Annotated in this window: 15 protein-coding genes and 1 pseudogene; 10 read left to right on the top strand and 6 right to left on the bottom strand. The window is 60.4% G+C overall.

The features are described 5' to 3' along the window. Positions 1–303 precede the first annotated feature (303 nt). The 9 genes from J2Z17_RS03670 to J2Z17_RS03630 all read left to right on the top strand — a co-directional run bounded on the left by J2Z17_RS03670 (position 304) and on the right by J2Z17_RS03630 (position 9,665). Positions 304–672 (top strand): Rid family detoxifying hydrolase, encoded by a 369-nt coding sequence (locus J2Z17_RS03670; protein WP_280923338.1) that lies wholly within the window; start codon positions 304–306, stop codon positions 670–672. A 4-nt stretch (positions 673–676) separates the two neighbouring features. Then, complete coding sequence (locus J2Z17_RS03665; protein ID WP_209942351.1) at positions 677–1,642, top strand: D-2-hydroxyacid dehydrogenase; 966 nt, start codon at positions 677–679, stop codon at positions 1,640–1,642. Positions 1,643–1,834: 192 nt separating this feature from the next. After that, on the top strand, positions 1,835–2,731 hold the full coding sequence (locus tag J2Z17_RS03660; protein WP_245223851.1) for a transporter substrate-binding domain-containing protein: 897 nt from the start codon (positions 1,835–1,837) through the stop codon (positions 2,729–2,731). A 27-nt stretch (positions 2,732–2,758) separates the two neighbouring features. Continuing rightward, complete coding sequence (locus J2Z17_RS03655; RefSeq protein ID WP_209942349.1) at positions 2,759–4,273, top strand: amino acid ABC transporter permease/ATP-binding protein; 1,515 nt, start codon at positions 2,759–2,761, stop codon at positions 4,271–4,273. Then, complete coding sequence (locus tag J2Z17_RS03650; protein WP_209942347.1) at positions 4,266–5,333, top strand: alpha-hydroxy acid oxidase; 1,068 nt, start codon at positions 4,266–4,268, stop codon at positions 5,331–5,333. The genes J2Z17_RS03655 and J2Z17_RS03650 overlap by 8 nt, the downstream gene beginning before the upstream one ends. Continuing rightward, positions 5,333–6,271, top strand: coding sequence for an ABC transporter substrate-binding protein (locus J2Z17_RS03645; protein ID WP_209942345.1), 939 nt, complete (start codon positions 5,333–5,335; stop codon positions 6,269–6,271). Before J2Z17_RS03650 ends, J2Z17_RS03645 begins: the two co-directional genes overlap by 1 nt. Before the next feature lie 17 nt (positions 6,272–6,288). Further along, positions 6,289–7,680 (top strand): dihydroorotase, encoded by a 1,392-nt coding sequence (locus J2Z17_RS03640; protein ID WP_209942343.1) that lies wholly within the window; start codon positions 6,289–6,291, stop codon positions 7,678–7,680. After that, positions 7,670–8,470, top strand: a complete 801-nt coding sequence (locus tag J2Z17_RS03635; protein ID WP_209942341.1) for a GntR family transcriptional regulator — start codon at positions 7,670–7,672, stop codon at positions 8,468–8,470. Before J2Z17_RS03640 ends, J2Z17_RS03635 begins: the two co-directional genes overlap by 11 nt. A gap of 82 nt (positions 8,471–8,552) precedes the next feature. Then, on the top strand, positions 8,553–9,665 hold the full coding sequence (locus J2Z17_RS03630) for a mandelate racemase/muconate lactonizing enzyme family protein (RefSeq protein ID WP_209942339.1): 1,113 nt from the start codon (positions 8,553–8,555) through the stop codon (positions 9,663–9,665). A 233-nt stretch (positions 9,666–9,898) separates the two neighbouring features. On the opposite strand, the pseudogene J2Z17_RS03625 reads toward J2Z17_RS03630, so the two are convergent. The 6 genes and pseudogenes from J2Z17_RS03625 to J2Z17_RS03600 all read right to left on the bottom strand — a co-directional run bounded on the left by J2Z17_RS03625 (position 9,899) and on the right by J2Z17_RS03600 (position 17,981). Continuing rightward, positions 9,899–12,260: pseudogene (locus J2Z17_RS03625) on the bottom strand (hypothetical protein). A 540-nt stretch (positions 12,261–12,800) separates the two neighbouring features. Continuing rightward, a complete protein-coding gene (locus J2Z17_RS03620) occupies positions 12,801–13,556 on the bottom strand; it encodes an ABC transporter ATP-binding protein (protein WP_209942337.1) in 756 nt (251 codons plus the stop codon). Beyond that, complete coding sequence (locus tag J2Z17_RS03615; RefSeq protein WP_209942335.1) at positions 13,553–14,407, bottom strand: ABC transporter ATP-binding protein; 855 nt, start codon at positions 14,405–14,407, stop codon at positions 13,553–13,555. Before J2Z17_RS03615 ends, J2Z17_RS03620 begins: the two co-directional genes overlap by 4 nt. Then, positions 14,400–15,314, bottom strand: a complete 915-nt coding sequence (locus tag J2Z17_RS03610; protein WP_209942333.1) for an ABC transporter permease — start codon at positions 15,312–15,314, stop codon at positions 14,400–14,402. Before J2Z17_RS03610 ends, J2Z17_RS03615 begins: the two co-directional genes overlap by 8 nt. 4 nt (positions 15,315–15,318) lie before the next feature. Further along, positions 15,319–16,380 (bottom strand): ABC transporter permease, encoded by a 1,062-nt coding sequence (locus tag J2Z17_RS03605; RefSeq protein WP_377299997.1) that lies wholly within the window; start codon positions 16,378–16,380, stop codon positions 15,319–15,321. A 23-nt stretch (positions 16,381–16,403) separates the two neighbouring features. Further along, positions 16,404–17,981, bottom strand: coding sequence for an ABC transporter substrate-binding protein (locus J2Z17_RS03600; RefSeq protein WP_245223850.1), 1,578 nt, complete (start codon positions 17,979–17,981; stop codon positions 16,404–16,406). 145 nt (positions 17,982–18,126) lie between these two features. Here J2Z17_RS03600 and J2Z17_RS03595 point away from each other — a divergent pair, with 145 nt between their 5' ends. Continuing rightward, positions 18,127–18,837, top strand: coding sequence for a GntR family transcriptional regulator (locus J2Z17_RS03595; protein ID WP_209942329.1), 711 nt, complete (start codon positions 18,127–18,129; stop codon positions 18,835–18,837). Position 18,838: the final 1 nt, after the last annotated feature.

Raw genomic sequence — 18,838 nt, 5'->3', positions numbered from 1 at the left:
GCCTTTATCGAAATATGCCATTCTCCATCCCTTCTTTGCCCGCGGCCGGCCGCGCTCCAGATGCTCGTCAGCTGCTAGCCGTAACCCATGATCCGTGACTGACGGATTCATCCTCTCCCACTGCGGTCGCGCGGCTTGCCGACTATTACGTAACTGCACCGCCGCGTCACCTGGGAAAGAGAAGAAGTCGTGACAACGCGCTTGACATTCGTATAATCGTATACGATCCTTAATTCGTCAATCGTGGAGAAAGCAGTGAAGACGCCGATTTCTTACGCCGGGTTCAAGCCTGAAGATCGCCCGATGGGGCCAGCTCCCTTGTCGTCTGCCATCCTTGTCGGCGATACGCTCTACCTGTCCGGGCAGGTCGCAATCGATCCGCATACCCGCGAGATTGTCGGCTCGGATGTCGGAACCCAGTCGCGGCAGGTGATCATGAACATGGAGGCGCTGCTCACCTCCGCCGGGATGACGCTGGCCGACCTCGTCAAGGTCACGATCTTCCTGACTGATCTCGGCCAATTCTCTGCGATGAATGCGGTCTATGGCGAGATGATCCCCGCGCCCTATCCGGCGCGATCGACGGTCGGTATCACGCTCAACAATGAGCGGCTGCTCGTCGAAATGGAAGCCGTCGCCGTTCGCTCGGCTGGTGTCGGGGCAGGGGCCTGAAAGGATGCGTATCCATATCCTCAATGATCGCGATCCCGCAGCCGCCCTCCGGCTTTCCCCGCAGGAACTGGCCGAAAGCGCTGCCGCCTCCGGTCTGGATGCTGCGGGCCTCGTCATCAGCGAGGGAGACGGGTCAAGCTATCCCGACGATGCGGATATCGTCTTTGCCTGCGTCAAGCCGGATGTCTCGGCATTGAAGAAAAAGCTGCCATCGCTGCGTTGGGTCCAGGTGATCTCGGCCGGCGTCGAGGCGATCATTCCAACGCTTCCGGGCGGCGTTGCGTTGACCAATGCCTCCGGCGTGCATGGCGAGAAGGGCGGAGAGTTCGTCCTCGCCGCCGCGTTGATGCTCAATTTTCGCATTCCGGGCTTCGTGTCGGATAAGGCCGCAGGCAAATGGCAGCCGCTTTTCGAAACGCCCGCCCGTGGCAAGCGTGTGACGCTGCTTGGCGTCGGTGGCATCGGCAGCGAAGCCACCCGGCGGCTCCTCGCCAACGGCTATCATGTGACGGGCGTGACGCGGACGGGCCGCGCCGATGTCGATCTCGACAATTGCATTGCGACAGATGCGCTGGACAGCGTGCTCGCGGATACCGATGTGCTGGTCTCGACCCTGCCGGCCACGCCCGCGACGCGCGGCCTCATCGACAAGCGCCGGCTGGAAATCCTTCCCGAAAGGGCCGGCATCGTCGTCGTCGGGCGAGCGGCCGTGATCGATTATGCCGTCATGGCCGACATGCTCGAGTCCGGCAGGCTTGCCGGCGCTGTCCTCGATGTCTTCGATATCGAGCCCTTGCCGGCCGGTGACCGTCTGTGGTCCTGCCCAAATCTGATCATGACCCCTCATTGCAGCGTCGACGATCATGCGACCTACATGGCGGGCTGCCTTTCGATATTCAACGACAATCTCAAGCGCCTGGAGAACGGCGAACCGCTCAGGAACGAGGTTGATCCGAAGCTTGGGTATTGAGGCAATTCCACCGGATGTGGGGACCGGTCCCGCACCTAGAATTTCTTTAAAGCAGAAACAGATAGAGCCGTTACCCCTTCGAGAAGAGGCGGAAGAGCTTAAAAGTTACGGCAATCGAAGCGATTGCCTATGCAGCAGGTTCGCGCGGCCCTGCCGGCATCCACCCCGCACCGCGCCAATAAGGGAACTAACATGAAATTCGCAGCAAAGAAGACCACGCTTGCCATGCTCGGCATGGGCGTTGCCCTTGCCTTCTCGACGGCCGGTGCCCGCGCCGCGGACGATATCAAGCCGTCCGCCAAGGATTTCGCCGGCATGCAGGAATGCAACGCGCTCCAGACGAAGTACCCGTCGCTGGTCGGCAAGAAGCTGGTTGTCGGTCTCGGCGGCTATACCAAGGGCTTCGAAGCACCGTCCGAAAAGGACCCATCGGTCATCGAAGGCCTCGATCCCTCGCTGTTCGATCGTCTCGGCGGCTGCCTCGGCTTCACCCACGAATACCAGAACGGTTCGTTCAACGTGCTTCTGACCTCGATTTCGAGCGGCCGCGCCGATATCGGCCCGATGCTTTACGTCACGGATGCCCGCCTGAAGCAGATCGCCTTCGTTGCCTCCGTTCAGGTGCAGGACGGCTCGATCGTCAAGAAGGGCAATCCGAAGAACATCAAGTCGGTCGACGATCTCTGCGGCGTGACCGTCGCTGCTGCTGCCGGCACCTATGAGGCCAACACGCTCATTCCGGAAACCACCGCGAAGTGCCAGGCTGCCGGCAAGCCGGCCGTCGATGTTCTGCAGGTCCAGAATACCGATAACAGCATCCAGGCACTGCAATCCGGCCGCGCTGATATCTACCTCACCGAAAGCGGTTCGGCCGCCGCAGTCGCAGCCTCCGATCCGAAGCTCGAAACGGCATTCAAGGTCGATCTGCCGATCATGGTCGGCTTCCCGATCGCCAAGGACAACACCATCCTGCGTGACGCCGTTCTTGACGCCATGAAGGTCATCCAGGCGAGCGGCGCACAGAAAAAGCTGCTCGACTTCTGGGGTCAGGGCGGCGACGCAGAGCGTCCGGCCGTCTCCAAGGGCTGATCATAGAAGGGGTTCGAAGGCGACGAGATGGCCGATTTTCTGAAATATCTGACGCTGCCCTACCTTTGGCAGGGCGCTGTCATCGCCGTCGAACTCCTCGTTGGCGCGCTTGCAGGCGGGATCATCATCGGGTTCTTTCTGGCACTCGCCAGCACTTCTCGCTACATACTGATCCGGCTTCCGGTGCAGGCCTATATCTATATCCTGCGCGGGACGCCGGTTCTTCTCCAGCTCATTCTGCTCTTTAACGTGCTGCCTGAGTTCGGGCTTCGCCTGAGCCCGTTTGCCAGTGCGATGCTCGCTCTGATGATCAACGAGACGGCCTTTTGCGCCGAGATCATTCGCGGCGGCATTGCATCGACGGATCGCAACCAGCGGCTTGCCGCCCAGGCCTTCGGCTTTTCGATGACAGCCGAGATGATCCATGTCGTGATCCCGCAGGCGCTTCGGACCATCATGCCGACGCTTGGCAACGAGGCCGTCGGACTGTTGAAATCGACCTCGCTTGCCTCCGTCGTCGGCGTCAACGAATTGACCATGCGCGGTCAGGCGATCGTCTCGCAGAACTTTCTGTTCATTCCCGTCCTCGTCGCCTCCGGCGCGATCTACATGATCATGTCGTCGGCGCTGGCCGGCGCCCAGTGGTGGCTTGAAAGCCGGTTCAATGTCGACCGCAAGGCTGCCCGGCTGAAGAAGCGACAGGCTGAGCGGGAAGCGTCGGAAGAGCCCGTGGCCGCGACGCCGCCGCTCGCCAAAAAATATTCGGCCAATGCTGCCGACGTTCTGACAGTGGATGCGCTGTCTGTCGATTACGGCAATGTCCGCGTGCTGGATGCGCTGAGCATCTCCGTCCGTCGCGGCGAAGTCGTGGTCCTTCTCGGCCGCTCCGGCTCGGGCAAGAGCACGCTGCTCAAATCCATTCTGGCACTGAACCCGTTTGCAGGCGGCTCCATCAAAGTGGAGAACCATGTCATGGGCTATCGCCCGGATGGCCGCCGGCTTTCGACGCGGCTGCTGCCGGCCAATCGCGCCCGTTCGGGCATCGGCATCGTCTTCCAGCATTTTGCGCTTTTCGACCATATGAGCGCGCTGCAGAACGCCATGAGCATTCCCCGCATCGTGCAGCGCCTGCCGCATCCGGCGGCTGAACGAAAGGCGCGCCGGGCGCTGCGCTTGGTCGGCCTTGGCGATTTCGAAAATTCGTTTCCGCACCAGCTTTCCGGTGGGCAGCAACAGCGCGTCGGCATCGCCCGCGCACTCGCTGCCGAGCCGCGTATCCTGCTCTTCGACGAGCCCACCTCGGCGCTCGACCCTGAACTCGTGCGGGAGGTCAACCAGACCATCCGCGACCTTTCCCAGACGGGCATCACGATGATCATCAGCACGCATGACCTGGCCTTCGCCGCCTCCGTCGCCGACCGGATCGTGTTCCTCTCCAAGGGCAAGCTCGTGGAAGAGGGCGGGCCTGACATCATTCAGAACCCCAGGACGCCAGCCTTTACCGAATTCCTGCGACACGAGAAGGAAGAGCACGGTGCCTAATTCCGTAATGGACGGCCTGCCGTTTTCCGAAGAAGCGAGGACGGCGCTGGGCGGGGATCTCTACCGCTACATGTTAGGCCGCGCGCGTGACGCTGCGGACCTGCAAGACCTCAACGAGGCGGAGTTCCGACGCTACAAGCTGGTGCCGCGTGTTCTCCTCGGCAATGCGGCCACCGATATCTCGACGACGCTTTGCGGGCGCCACCTGTCCGCGCCGATCGTGGCCGGTGCCTTTGCCGGCGACCGGGTCTTTCACGCCGATGGCCTGCTGCCGATTGCCGCCGCCTGCCGCGCTCTGTCGCTGCCGCTTGTCATTTCGGAAGAGACGGTGACGCCGCTTGCGGAAATCTGCGCCGAGCATGACAATTGCTGGCTGCAACTGCGCGCCGCCGGCCCAAAAGATCGCATCAAGGGCTTGATGGACGAGGCTGCCAGCGCCGAGGCTGCCGGCATGGTCCTGACGGTGCTTGCGCCCGTTCACCCCGTTGCCAATCTTCAGCCGGGGGGCTTTTCCATCGGCGCCGAGATTGCAAGGCGAGGCTGGAAGACGATCGGTTCCAAATCCGTCGGCGTCGAGCCGCTTCCGGCCTTTCCGGCCTGGAGCTGGGCCGATCTCGCCGAGGTTGTCGGCCATGCGAAATCGCTTGCCCTGCCGGTGATGATCAAGGGCGTTCTCAATCCGCTTGATGTGGCCGAGGCTGCTGCTGCCGGTTGCTCCGGCATCATCGCCTCCAATATCGGCCTGCGCCAGAGTGCGCGGTGGGTGCCTGCGCTGCGCCAGTTGCCTGCCTTGCGTAGCGAGGCGACGATGACGCTGGGCTATGATGGTGGCGTCCGCTTCGGCTCTGATGTCGTCACGGCCGCGGCGCTCGGCGCTGACTTTTCCATTGTCGTCCGGCCGCTGATCACGGCGCTCGTCACTGGCGGCCAGCAAGCGGTAGAAGCCTTCCTCAAAGGCCTCATCGACGAGACGCTGGCCGTGGCAAGCTGGTGCAATGCCGCGACGCTCGCCGATCTGAAGCCTGGTCTGCTTTTGAAAGATTGCGAGGAAAGCCTCTGATGACGACAATCCTGCGATTGAACCAGGGGGACGCCAGCGAGGCGCGCATTTACTACTGCGCACACTTCGTCGCGCTGGCGCTCGGCCTCTTCGAAAAACGCGGCGTGACCGTCGAACTGACCACCACCAATTCGGGCGGCCATACCGTCCGCGGCGGCCAGATCCCTGCGGTACTCTCAGGCGAGGCGGATCTGACGATCGGCGGGCCGATGGTGACGATGAAGAACTATGAGGAAGGTGGCCCGGCGCTGGTTTCCTTCTGCGCCAGCGTGCGGAGCAATCCCTGGTTCCTCGCATCCGCGCATAAGCTGCCGGACGGCTTCTCGCTGGCGCATCTGGCCGAAGCCCGCGTGATCGATATCGGCAATGTCGGCACGGCGACGCTGACATTCCGCTGGCTGCTGGAACAGGCAGGGCTTGACGATGTCACGCTCATTCCCGGCAGCGGTGTCGAGGCGGACGATATTGCGACCGTCAAAAAGGGCGGCGCGGATTTCGTCCTCCATTCGCTGCATGCGCTTTCTCCCTATGTCGCAGGCGGAGAGCTTCCGTGGACCTATAGTCTGGCAGGTGCGACAGGGGGCGTGCCGTGGAGCGCCTATATCGCCCGTCCCGAAAGGATCGCCGACAAGCGGGAAGCCTTTTCCGGTTTCGTGCGTGCAATCGAAGAGGCGCTATCTGTTATCTCGACGGCGCCGGTCGCCGAGCTTGCGGGCCTCGTTGCGGCATATTATCCCGATATGGATAGTGAGACGCTGATTTGCGCGCTGGACGGTTACCGGAATGCCGGCGTTTTCGCCGGCGGATCGGTGATCGAACGCGGCGATTTCGAGCATTTCGCCATGCTTCTGAAGGCCATAGGCTGGCTCGGCTCTGTGGTTCCCTATGATGAACTCGTCGATACCAGTCTCTGCACCGACGGTGCCGAGGCCAAGTGAACGCGGAGGCAGAAACCATGGATACGCTCATTACCGGCGGCACGGTCGTCACCACCACGGAAGCGATCAAGGCAACGATCGGCATCAAGGACGGACGTATTGCCGCCATCCTTGGGCCCGATGCGGCGCTTCCGACTGCAACCGAAGTGATCGACGCAACCGGCCTCGTGATCATGCCCGGCGCGATCGACGTTCACACGCATTTCACCGGTTCGCATGACAAGCCCGAGGAAGAGCTGATCGGCGGCACGTTGGGGGCTGCGATCGGCGGTATTACGACGGTTGTGGAAATGCCGCATTCAGGGCCGCCGGCAACCACGCTCGATGCCTTCCTCTGGAAGAAGGCACTACTGTCGCGTTCGAGCACGGTCGATTTCGCGCTCTGGGGCGGGCTTGATGGCAAAAACCTCGGCGAACTGGCGAAGATGGATGCCGAAGGGGCCATCGCCTTCAAGGCATTCCTGTGCAGCGCCGATCCGCAAGGAGCGGCGACCGACGAGAAGGGCTTGCCCCGGCTCGATGATGACGGCCTGTTGCGCGCGATGAAGGAGATCCGCTCCTTCGATGGGCTGATCGGCATCCATTCCGAAAACCACGACATCCTGATCGGTGCCGGGCAGGAGCTGCGAAAGGCGGGCCGCCATGACGTCCGCGCTCATGCCGAATCCGGGCCGGAAGTGGCCGAGATAGAAGCTGTTGCCCGCGTGGCGACGCTGGCGGGTGAGACAGGCGTGCGCTGCCATGTGGTGCATGTCAGCTCCGGCAAGGCGGCGAAAATCCTGTTCGAAGCCAAGAAGAACGCCCGCGTCACGCTTGAAACCTGCCCGCATTATCTCATTCTCGACGAGGATGATCTTGTCCGCATCGGCCCGAACGCCCGCTGCGGCCCGCCGCTTCGCCCGCGCCCGGTCATCGAGGCGCTTTGGGACGGGGTCAAGGCCGGCGAAGTCGATATGCTGGCTTCCGATCACTGCCCTTATATGCCAGAGCAGAAGGCTGCCGGCGCGACCTCCATCTGGGAGGCGGGCATGGGCCTTGCTGGCATCGAGACATCCGTGCCGATGTTCATGGCCGCAGGTCTCAAGGATCGCGGCCTGTCGCTGGTCGATCTCGCCCGCATGTCGGCAACGGCGCCGGCCGGGGTTTTTGGTCTCTCGCACCGCAAGGGACGCATCGGTATCGGCATGGATGCCGACCTCGCGCTCTACGACATGGACCGCCCCTGGACGGTCGAAGGCGGAAATTTCCAGGGCTATGCCAAATGGAGCGCCTTCGAAGGCATGACCTGCGGCGTGACCGTGATGCGCACGTTGGTGCGCGGCGAAACTGTTCATGAGGCCCGTAAGGCATGTTGCCCGCGTCCCGGCTTCGGTCAGTTCCTGCGCCGCGGAGGCTTCCATGGCGCGTGACACAACCGGCAAATCGAAACTTGCGTCGAACCGCAAGGCCGCAGGCGTCGGGCGCGTTGCAGCCTTCGACGATGCCGCGCCTTTGGCATCTGTTTCGGACGAGGAGCATGCATGGGAACCCGCCAAGCCGCGCACACTGGTCGATCATGCCGTTGAGGCGATCCTTTCGGCTGCCGCTCGTGGCCTCATTCTGCCCGGCGACCGGATTGTCGAGCCGGATCTGGTGGCACGGCTCGGTATGAGCCGGGTGCCGATCCGGGAGGCGTTGCGCCAGCTTGAAAGCCAGGGCGTTGTCGTCAGCGAGCCCTACAAGGGCATCCGCCTCCAGGAAGTATCGCAGGCGCGCCTGATGCAGATCATCGATGTCCGCATTTCGCTCGAAGGGCTTGCGACCCGCCGCGCGATCGAGCTTGGCCATAATGGCCCAACCCAGATCGACAAGTTGAAGGCGGCGATTGATGAACTCGCACTGATGCGCAGTCGCGGCGATATCTACGGTTTTGCGTCGGCGGATACGCATTTCCACCGCGTCCTGTGCAGCTTCGCCGACAATCCGGTGCTGAGTGGCCTGTGGGAATCCATCGCCCGCCAGCTCACCGTGATTTTCGGCCTTTCGACCAGGGGCAAGCCCATGGATGAGATCATCGACGAGCATTACCGGATGGCAGACGTCTTCGCGTCGGGCGATATCGCCTTGATGGAAGCCGAGATCGAGCAGCATATCCGTTTCCAGGCACTCGATGTGAATTACGAGGCGATCATCGCCGAACGACGCGCCCAGCGCGGATGAGACAGGCGATCGCCTACCTCATTACGGGCGATCATCGTATACGTTTATACACATGCCCTGAGGTGGGCAACAGGAAGCCATCATGAAGATTACCAACGTCGAAGCATTCTACCTTCGCCTGCCCAATATCGAGGCGCGCACCGACAGTTCGCAGGACGCGCTGCTCATCAAGATTACCACCGATGCCGGCATCGTCGGCTGGGGCGAGGTCGATGGCAGCCCGGCTGTGACCAAGGCGATCATCGAGGCGCCTTATTCCCACACGATGGTGACGGGTCTCAAATCGCTGTTGATCGGTGAAAACCCGCTGGAAACGAGCCGTCTCTGGGCCAAGATGCATCGGGCGACGATCTATTACGGCCGCAACGGCGCCGTCATCCAGGCCATGGCCGGCATCGATCTGGCACTCTGGGACATCAAGGGCAAGGCGCTCGGCAAGCCTATCGTCGAACTGCTCGGCGGCGCCTTCCGTGACAAGATGCGCGTCTATTCCTCCAATATGTTTCAGTTCTCGATCGAGGATACAGTCGCTCGCGCCAAGCACGCGGTCGATACGGGCCATACCGGCGTCAAATTCGGCTGGGAGCCTTTTGGTTTTGATGAGGCCACCGACCTTGCCTATGTCGAGGCGATCCGCGCCGCCGTCGGCGACAAGATCGACTTCATGCTGGATGTCGGCCTGACTTGGGACGCGAAGACGACGATCCGCCGCGCGCAGCTGTTCGAACCCTATCGTCTGTTCTGGATCGAAGAACCGCTCCATCCGGATGACTATGCCGGATATGGCAAGGTGTCGCGCGCCTGCACCCAGCATATCGCCGCCGGCGAAGAGGAAAGCACGGTCGTTGGCTTCGAGCGTCTGATCGACGAGGGACAGATCGATATCGTCCAGATCGACGTGACGCGCACGGGCCTCACCCAGGCCATGCAGATTGCAGCCTATGCCAAGAGCCGTGGGCGCAAGGTCTGCAACCATAATTTCACTACGGATATCAACACCGCCGCCTCGCTGCATTTCCTATGTGCGATCGAGAACGCGCTGGTGATGGAATATTGCGTCGAGCCCGGCGAGATCAGCCGCTCGCTGGCCAAGACCCCTGTCGTCATCAAAGATGGTTATGCCCATCTGCCGACCGAGCCGGGCCTGGGCGTTGAGCCCCGGATGGAGGTGATCGAGAAATTCCTCGTGAAGTGATACTGGCTCGCCGGCGCCCGGCGGCAATTGGGCACCGGAGGCCGAGATTGGCCTCGCGATATTTGAGTGGACCGGATACGCAAGGCAGTACGGCGTCTAAGGTGTGTGCCTTCAAATGCTTTTCACGTCGTAGGGATAAGCAGGTCGTCGGTTCTTATCCGCTCAAGGCGAGACAGCGAGGTCAGCTCGGAAGTAGGTCGTGGCCAACATCCGAGCCGAACATTCATCCAGCTTTACGCGGCTTCCCAGACTTGATTGAGAATCTTGGCAGCTAACGCGGCCTTGTCTTGCGGAAGGAAGCGACCATAGTGCTGCTGGACGACATCGGGCGTGTCCTGAATGGCGTAGCTCGCCTGCTCGTATGATCCGGTCTGCTTCAAAATATGCGTCGCAAGAATGTCCCGCAAGTTATGCGGGCCATGCGGCAGCAAGCCTCTGATTGCACCGCGTCCGGTGTAGGGATTGTATATCCCGTAGCGTTGAATGACCGTCCGCCAAGCCTCGTAGAAGGTGGTGGAGTTGTAGGCTGCATCGATGCTGGTCGTCTTCACGGTTTTTACGAACAGCGTCCCGGGATCCTTTGCACCGCCGAGCAGAACACCGCGATGGCGGCCGATGTAAGCCTCGAGGTATTTGTAGAGATCGAGCAGGTCTGGCAGGATCAACCGGAACGGCTTTTGACCGAGGAAGGATGAGCCGGAGTTCTTGAATGCGACCGACGGGATAAGGACCTCCCATCCATTATCGCGATCACTCCAGCGCAGCTCGCCGCATCTCATGTCCTCAAGCCGGCGTTCCGATGTCGGACAATGTCCGCGCGGACAAACACGCAATTGACGAAGGTTTTTCTGCCGCAGCCCGAGGTGCAGGCCAAGCCGAAGCAGCAGGAATGATCTGACGGCCTCAGCCGCCGGCCGTGGATATCTTCTTTCATCCGGCATGCGTGCGAGGATCTCGTCGGTGATTTTGCGATACTCAGCCAATGGGCTCTCGGCCTCAAGGACACACATGATCGGCTCGAACGGATCGCGGTGGACACGCATGACGCGCTGGATTTCCTTGGATCGATTGGCGGCGTGTCGATGAAACGCGTCACAGGCGCCATCCCAGTCGCGGGCTGCGAAGTCGATTTCGTCCTGTTCAATCATGCCTGCGATGGGTCGGACATTCTGAAGCAGCTCCGGGTGCTGCCGTATCCAGCCGACATCCGCGCGGGAAAGGGCCTGGGCAACCATCAGCATGTCTTCTTCCCACTTGGTATAGAAGCCACGTCGCCGCTCCCGCCACTGCAGGTACCAGTCCCAAACACCGGGGAAGATCAAAAGGCCAAAGCTCAGCCGGCTGAGTGGAACACCGTGGCCCTTTACGGCGCTATTCGGTGACGCGGCCAATGCGCCGAACATCAATCAGGCCAAGGTGCTCGATCTTCTGAGAAGCCGTTTCCTCTCCCCAAACGCCACTCCGCTGAAATCCGATCGCCGTCAGAGTGGAGGTTTTGAAGCGAATGAGATCTGCCATTTCCATGGCAAGCTGCGGCGGCGCGTCGACGACGCCGGAGAGCAGGTCAGGATCATCAAACTCGGCCTCTACATTCTGATTGGCACCGACTGCAGATACCAGTGATCTCGGCGACAAAGAGCTTCCTCCATAGGTGACTCCGGGAAAGCGGATCGCATATCGTTGCTTGCTGGCGGCCGCCTGATAGCGACGATACTCCGTTGATCCGGAAATGATCACCCGGCGCACCCAATCGAGGATCTCTTCGCGTTTGGTGAAAGGCAGACTGCTGAAGTCATCGGGAAGGTGCAATGAGATCCTGCGCCGCTCAGCCGGGCTAACATCACCGAGATTATGACCGTAAAGCGAACGCGCCTGATGAGGCAGCTTCTCTTTGAAATATCCCTCCGAAAGTCGATAGCGCTGCTCGATGCGGCGGAGGATGTCGAAACTCGCAACAGATCGGGGTACGCGATCGCCCTGGGTCCAAGAAAGCAGCGTCTTTTGGTCGAAGGTCTCGTTCAGGTGAACAACGGCGCGATAGAGCTGCCAATATGTGTCGCCGAACCGCCGCATATGATAGGCCAGCGCGTCTTGAAAGCTTGCCGGATCCTCTGTCGCCTCGAATAATGGTTCAGGGTATGGGCTAATCGGCTTCGGTGCGGGTCCAGGCTGTGTCGACGCAGCACGGACAAAGGGATCGTCGGCCGCCGCACATTGCGGCTTTCTGGTCGAGGATGTGGAGACAGCCTTTTTGGCGAGCACAGTTTTGCGCGAGCTAGCTGTCGGCTTTGGTGGCCGTCGTCCTTCGGCTGCCGGTGGAGCGCCGAGCCACCGGATGATTGGATCGAGGCCTGGCCGAAGTTGCTTTTTCAATTCTGCCGTCAACTCGGCTTCGAGCCTACAGGCCTGACCAATCGTCGTCCAGTCGATATGGCCATTCAGGAGCGGTGGTGATTTTCGGTAAATGATCAAACTGACCAGGTAGGGCCGGATATTCTCCAACACCCGCCGGGATGCGATTGGCGCGATACGCAGCTCGCAGAATTCAGATATCTTTCGCTGGAAATGACGTGATGAAATATCATTTTTGGTCATGCTTATTCCTTTTCGCTCGGCACCAGTGCCGAGGGCGAGCGGAAATATGAGGCGAGCTTTAACAGAGGATGTATCGGGCGTGTCACTTTTAATGGCGCCTAATCAGCGCATTAGGCGCCCATGCCGCCTGGATCAAATCTCAGGAATTCAATGTCAGCGGGTTAATTAAGTGCCCTTATCTAAGTCTGTCGCTTAATTAAATGAAATGCGTCTTGTTTAAATAACGCGCGCGCTTGATATTGGGTTATGCCTGATACCAAACTTAAAAACCACCTGGGTCGCTTCGTCGAAACGGTCAGATCGGTTTCATATCGGGGTGGTTGCGACTATACTGCCGCCGGGTGGTCGGGTTCCACATGGCGCTTCCATTCTGGCTTTGAACACCGTCTTGGAATCATCATCGACCCGAACACTCAACTCAATTGTCGGACAGCCTCTAAGTCAACTCCAGTTCGGCGTCGTTCAACCGCGGTAGATTTCAGCCGTGGACCCGCGCGATCCTATCTCACCGAAATCCCGGGAGTTCGCCGCAAACAGGTTTCACGCTGCCACGTAGCCGCGGCTGCCGTCTCGTAGCATCCGCGTGCAGGGGTGGGTGATGTTTCCTTCAATCAACTGCCTGGTATCGACGATCTCGACAAAGGTCCCGTTCTGCATGACGGCAATACGGTTGCACAAGTGCGCGACCACTGCGAGGTCGTGGCTCACCAGGATGTAGGTCAGTTTCTCGCGTTCCTTGAGATCCTTCAGGAGGTTCAGGATTTCGGCCTGGATCGAGACGTCCAATGCCGATGTGGGTTCGTCGAGCAGCAGGATCCGGGGTTTCAGAATGAGGGCGCGGGCGATCGCGACACGCTGTCTTTGACCGCCGGACAGCTGATGGGGATACCGGTAGCGGAAAGCAATCGGCAGACCGACATCGGTCAGAACCTTCTCGATCCGCTCCTGGCGCTGGCCAATCCCGTGGATCTCCAGCGGCTCAAGCAGCGTGCGCCCGATCGTGTGGCGGGGATGGATCGAACCGAAGGGGTCCTGGAAGACCATCTGCTGGAGCGCAAGCTGCGACCGGGTTCGCTTGCGGCCGATCTCTTCGCCGGCGATCGCCATATGACCCGTCCATTGCTTGTTTCTGCCTGCAACGGCGCCAAGGATGGTGGATTTGCCGCAACCACTTTCACCGACGAGACCAAAGCTCTCACCCTCGGCCACCTGAAAATTGACGCCCTTGACGATCTGGATCTCGTTTTCATTCTTTCCATAGGAGACTGTGAGGTCGCGAATGTCGATCATGGTCATGCTGCTGCCTCCAGCCAGGTGGGATCGCGCTTGAGCACCTCCAGCCGGTCTCGGGGGTGGTCGAGGCTCGGCAGGGCGTTGAGCAAGCCCCTGGTATAGGGGTGACGGGCGTTGTCGAGGTCCTTGGCGGCGATCTGCTCGACGATCTGGCCGGAATACATGATGATGACCCGATCACAGAAGGTCCGCACGAGATTGAGATCGTGCGAGATGAAGATAAGCCCGATGTTCCGTTCGCTCACCAGTTCATCGAGAATGGAGAGAACCTCCTGGCGCACCGTCACGTCGAGCGCCGAAGTCGGTTCGTCGGCAATGATCAGCGACGGGGAGGCGATCAGCATCATGGAGATCATGATGCGTTGTCCCATTCCGCCCGACACTTCGTGCGGGTAAAGGTTGTAGACCCGCTCGGGATCCCTGATCTTGACCCGCTCGAGCATCGCAAGCGTGCGCTGCCTTGCTTCCCGTCTGGTCGCCTTCTCGTGCAGCAGCACGGTTTCGGAAATCTGCTCGCCGACGCTCATCACCGGATTGAGTGAATATTTCGGGTCCTGGAGGATCATCGCCATGCGACGCCCGCGGATCGAGAGCATCTCTTTTTCCGATGCTTGCAGCAGGTCCACGTCTTCGAATTGCATGTGGTCGGCGCGTACCACAGCCTGCGGCGGTTGCAGTCGCATCAGCGCCCTGCCGGTCGTGCTCTTGCCGGAGCCGGACTCTCCGATGATACCGACCTTTTCGCGGCCGATCGTGAAGCTGACATTGCGCACGGCATTGACGACGCCGGATAAGGTCGGAAATTCGACCGACATGTTGTCGACGGTCAGGATTGGTTGTGTCGTATCAGCCATTGCGGGGATCCAGAATGTCTCGGAGGCCATCGCCAAGCAGGTTGAATGCAAGGCTGACGGACAGGATGGCGATGCCGGGGATTGTGGTCAGCCACCAGGCATCCAGCAAATACTGGCGACCGGAGGCAGCCATTGCCCCCCATTCGGCCATTGGCGGCTGGGCACCGAGGCCAAGGAAGCCGAGGCCTGCTGCCGTCAGAATGATGCTGGACATGTTGAGTGTGAGGCGCACGATGATCGAAGGCGCACAAAGCGGAACGATGTGGCGCCACAGGATCCTGAGCATGCTGGCGCCTTGGAGTTCCGCGGCCACCACGAAATCTGCGTTGCGAAAGGTCAGCGTCTCGGCACGTGCCAGGCGTGCAACCGGCGGCCAGACGGTCAGCGCAATGGCGATGACGGCATTTTCGATCCCAGGGCCCAGGCTTGCCGAAAAGGCCAGTGCCAGGACAAGGCTCGGGAAGGACAGGAAGATATCGGTGATGCGCATCAGCACCGTATCCACCCAACCGCCGAGATAGCCGGCGGTGGCGCCGATCACGAAGCCGATGGGGGCGACGATGACCGTGACGAGAATGCTGATGTAAAGGGTGGTACGGGCACCATAGATCAGCCGGGCATACACGTCCCGACCGAATTCGTCTGTCCCGAACCAGTGGGCGAGGGAGGGGGCGTTCAAGGCCATGCCCAGATCCTGTGTATAAGGATCATGAACGGTGATGATGGGTGCAAGTGCTGCGATCAGCACCAGGAGCACGACGATCACCAGACCGAGCAGGGCAAGCGGATTGCCCAGGAGGTTCAGCCAGGCGACGTAGTAGGTGTGCAGTCTTGCCTGACGGGTCGAGGTGAAGTCCTCGCTGATCAGCCAGGCATGGAGGGAGGCGAGGGATCCGGTCTTTGTCATGGTGTTACCGTGTCCTCGGGTCAATGAAGCGGTAGACGATGTCCGACAAGAGGTTGATCGCGATCGAGATCACGCCGATCAACAGCACGCTGCCGAGAACGGCATTCATGTCGGCAAAGAAAAGCGCGGAGGTTAGGTATTGGCCAAGCCCTGGCCAAGCGAACACCGTTTCGATCAGAACCGTGCCATCGAGCAGACCGCAATAGGCCAGGGCCACGACCGTCAGCAATTGCACCCGAATGTTGCGGAACGCATGGCGCCAAACAACCGAGCGCTGGCTAATGCCTTTGGCCCTCGCCGTCAGGATGTATTCCTGCCGCAACTGCTCGAGCATGAAGCTGCGGCTCATGCGGCTGAGATAGGCCATGGCGGCATAGCCGAGGATGATCGCGGGGGCCGCGACGTGGTGGAGGGCGCTGAAAAACACCTCCCATGCGCCGGCAAGGATCGAATCCAGCAACAGTGAGCCGGTTGGTCCTTCGACCAGGCCCTCATTGTAGATGTCGATGCGCCCGCCGCCGGGTATCAGCCCGAACTTGGCGTAGAAGATCAGGATCACGATCGTGCCGAGCCAGAAGATCGGCGTCGAATAGCCGAGGAGACCGACGACCCGGCCGAGATGATCGACCCAGGTTCCCTTGCGCACCGCTGAGACGACGCCAAGGGGCACGCCGAGACCGGCACCGATCAAAGTCGCCAGCGTGGCAAGCTCCATGGTCGCCGGGAAGACGCGTGCAAGGTCGCTTGCCACGGGGTTCTTGGTGATATGCGATTGGCCGAAATCGAGGTGAACGATGTTGTTCAGGTAGGTGCCGAACTGGACAATGAGCGGCTGGTCCAGCCCCATCTCCTTGTAGACCCGCTCATAGGTCGCCTGATCCGCCTGGTCACCGATTGCGGCAATGACGGGGTCTGCCGGCACAAGTCGACCGATCGCGAAGGTGATGATCAGCAGACCGAAGAGCGTGGTCAGGATCACGGCGAAGGAAGTGGCGATTTTCCGGGAACCGGCCAGCAGTTTGCTGCTGCCCGGTCCCTTTGCCACGGTCGTTTGGGAGGTGGTCAATTTTGGCGTCCTTTATCAGGCCGTTATTCACCCTTGGTCACGGTGTCCCAGCGGGTGAGCCAGGTCGAGTGACCGACATAACCCTTCACTACGCTGCGCACGGCCTTTGCGTCGGTGCGCTGGAAAGACGTGATGAGAGGGGAAGATGCTTCGAGATAGACGCGATTGATCTTCTCGTAGATCTCGGTGCGCTTGGCCTTGTCGGTCTCGTGGGCCGCGGCCATGACCATTTCCTGGATTTCGGCCGGAACATCCCAGGCCGTGCGCCAGGCAAGAAGTCCGGTCAGCTTCGCTTCGTCGGCATTGTCACGGTTGGTGGCATAGGATGCGAGCACCGCATGCGGATCGGGCAGTCGTTCACCTGAACGTGCCGAAAAGATCTCGAAGGCGCGTTCGCGGAATTTGCCGATGTGGTCTCCACCTTGAAGGTCCAGCTTGATGCCGGCCTTGGCCGCGTTGGCCTGCAGGGTCTGGGCAACCTCGTATTCGGGCGTCACCGACGTGGCATAGTAGACCTTGGAAAATCCATTCGGGTAGCCGGCCTCGGCGAGCAGTTGCTTGGCCTTCTCGATATCAAGCTTGTACGGATTTTCGTCCAGGGAGCCGGGCAGGCCCGCAGGGATGATCGTCTGCTGCTTGATGCCGTAATATTTCATGACCGTATTGGCGAGGCCATCATAATCGATGAGGTAGCGGAAGGCTTCTCTCACCTTGGGGTTCGAGAGGATCTCATCCTTCTGGTTCAGCGCCAGATAGTAGAAGCCGAAGCCTGGTGTCTTCTGGATCGTAACGTCATCCTTGGCGTCGAGTGCTGCCAGATCCGTCGAGGACAGGCGGGTTGCAACATCCAGGTCGCCGGCTTCGATCTGCAGGCGCTGCGCGGACGATTCCGGCAAATGCCGCATCAGGACGCGGCGCATCGCAGGCGCGCCTTGCCAGTAATCCGCGTAGGCGTCGGCAATCATGAGTTCGTTCGCACGCCATGTGCGCAGCGAATAGGGGCCGGAACCCGCATCCGCAGTCTGCAGATACTCGCGCCCCATATCACCGTCCTTTTCCTTGTCGGCCAAAAAGGCGCTGTCGAGGACCGAAGTCGAGAAGCTTGCGAGCGACAGCAGGATGAGGTCGGCGTTCCACAGTTCGGGCGTTTCAATCTCCAGCGTCTGATCATCCGTCGCGCGGATCAACGTGTCGACGTTCTCAGCATTGAAACCCCATTGGCGCAGGTCGGTCGAGGGTGCCAGACCAAGCTTGACCAGGCGACGCAATGACCATTCGACGTCCTTGGCCGTTAGCGTATTGCCAGAGTGGAAGGCCACGCCCGAACGGATCTTGAAGGTGAAGGTCTTGCCGTCTTGCGAAACGGTCCAGCTTTCGGCAAGCCCGGGCTGAGGGTTGGAGATGTCGTCCGCTGGCAGGGTGACCAGGCGTTCGTAGATATTGGCGACCACTTCCGCGGATTCAAGCTGATTAAGCTCGTGCGGATCGAGACCCCGCATGGATGACATATTCACAGCAATCACGAACTGATCACTGGGGGTTGCAGCCTTCGCGAAACTGGGCGCGACTGCAGCAATGGCGACGCCGCTTGCGAATGCCATGAATTCTCGTCTTAGCATGGGAATTTCCTCCGTTGAGGCTCCTCAACCTCTTCTTGTAGTCGCAAATTTCGTATCGACATCGATGTGAAATCTGGTATATCAGATCTCACATCATGATTTGCGCGTCAACAGGATTTTTGCAGCAATGGTTCAGGAACACGGCCAATCAGAGCCCAGCGAACGCATCGCAAAGCTCGACCCGTCGGTGCAGGTCACGGTGCGCGATCATGTGCATCGGATCCTCCGCGCAACAATCATCGGAGGCAAATTTGCCCCGGATGAGAAGATCAATGAGCGTCAGCTTGCAGAGCAGTTCGGGGTCAGCACAACGCCGATCAAGGAAGCGCTTCGGCAGCTCGAATCGGAGGGCCTCGTGGAGGCCTTGCCTCGGCGCGGCGTAATCATACGCTTCAACATGGGCTGGGCGGAGGAGATGATCCTGGCGCGCGCCGCGCTGGAGTCGATGATCGGTCACCTGGCCGCCAAGCGCATCTCCGATGACGCGTGCCAGGCATTGCAGGCGACGGTCCGGCTCATGGAGGCCGCCACCAGTTCCGGCAATGCCGATGAACTGATCGCGCTCAACGAAACATTCCATGACCAGATCCATCGGGCCTCGCGCTGCGACTATCTGGCTCGCCTGATTGAAAGGCAGCAGTTCTATGACGCAAGCATTCGCCGGATCATCCATTCCGATCCGGCCGAACGGGAGAGAGCGCTCGCAGAGCATCGGGCAATAGCCGAGGCGATTGTCGCGAGGAATTCCGATGGTGCCGAACGCTGCATGCGCGATCACGTCGTCCGTTCCGGCGACATCTACCTATCCATCGTATTTGGGAATAAAGAGGAAAAGTAAC

The organism is Heterorhizobium halophytocola (assembly GCF_017873095.1).
GTDB lineage: Bacteria > Pseudomonadota > Alphaproteobacteria > Rhizobiales > Rhizobiaceae > Allorhizobium > Allorhizobium halophytocola.
This window is presented reverse-complemented; position numbering and strand designations above follow the sequence as displayed.

Excerpts from the sequence above, each read along its gene's own strand:
- J2Z17_RS03670 (WP_280923338.1), top strand. The coding sequence starts at position 304 with ATGGGGCCAGCTCCCTTGTCGTCTGCCATCCTTGTCGGCGATACGCTC.
- J2Z17_RS03665 (WP_209942351.1), top strand. The coding sequence starts at position 677 with ATGCGTATCCATATCCTCAATGATCGCGATCCCGCAGCCGCCCTCCGG.
- J2Z17_RS03660 (WP_245223851.1), top strand. The coding sequence starts at position 1,835 with ATGAAATTCGCAGCAAAGAAGACCACGCTTGCCATGCTCGGCATGGGC.
- J2Z17_RS03655 (WP_209942349.1), top strand. The coding sequence starts at position 2,759 with ATGGCCGATTTTCTGAAATATCTGACGCTGCCCTACCTTTGGCAGGGC.
- J2Z17_RS03645 (WP_209942345.1), top strand. The coding sequence starts at position 5,333 with ATGACGACAATCCTGCGATTGAACCAGGGGGACGCCAGCGAGGCGCGC.
- J2Z17_RS03640 (WP_209942343.1), top strand. The coding sequence starts at position 6,289 with ATGGATACGCTCATTACCGGCGGCACGGTCGTCACCACCACGGAAGCG.
- J2Z17_RS03635 (WP_209942341.1), top strand. The coding sequence starts at position 7,670 with ATGGCGCGTGACACAACCGGCAAATCGAAACTTGCGTCGAACCGCAAG.
- J2Z17_RS03630 (WP_209942339.1), top strand. The coding sequence starts at position 8,553 with ATGAAGATTACCAACGTCGAAGCATTCTACCTTCGCCTGCCCAATATC.
- J2Z17_RS03620 (WP_209942337.1), bottom strand. The coding sequence starts at position 13,556 with ATGACCATGATCGACATTCGCGACCTCACAGTCTCCTATGGAAAGAAT.
- J2Z17_RS03615 (WP_209942335.1), bottom strand. The coding sequence starts at position 14,407 with ATGGCTGATACGACACAACCAATCCTGACCGTCGACAACATGTCGGTC.
- J2Z17_RS03610 (WP_209942333.1), bottom strand. The coding sequence starts at position 15,314 with ATGACAAAGACCGGATCCCTCGCCTCCCTCCATGCCTGGCTGATCAGC.
- J2Z17_RS03600 (WP_245223850.1), bottom strand. The coding sequence starts at position 17,981 with ATGGCATTCGCAAGCGGCGTCGCCATTGCTGCAGTCGCGCCCAGTTTC.
- J2Z17_RS03595 (WP_209942329.1), top strand. The coding sequence starts at position 18,127 with ATGGTTCAGGAACACGGCCAATCAGAGCCCAGCGAACGCATCGCAAAG.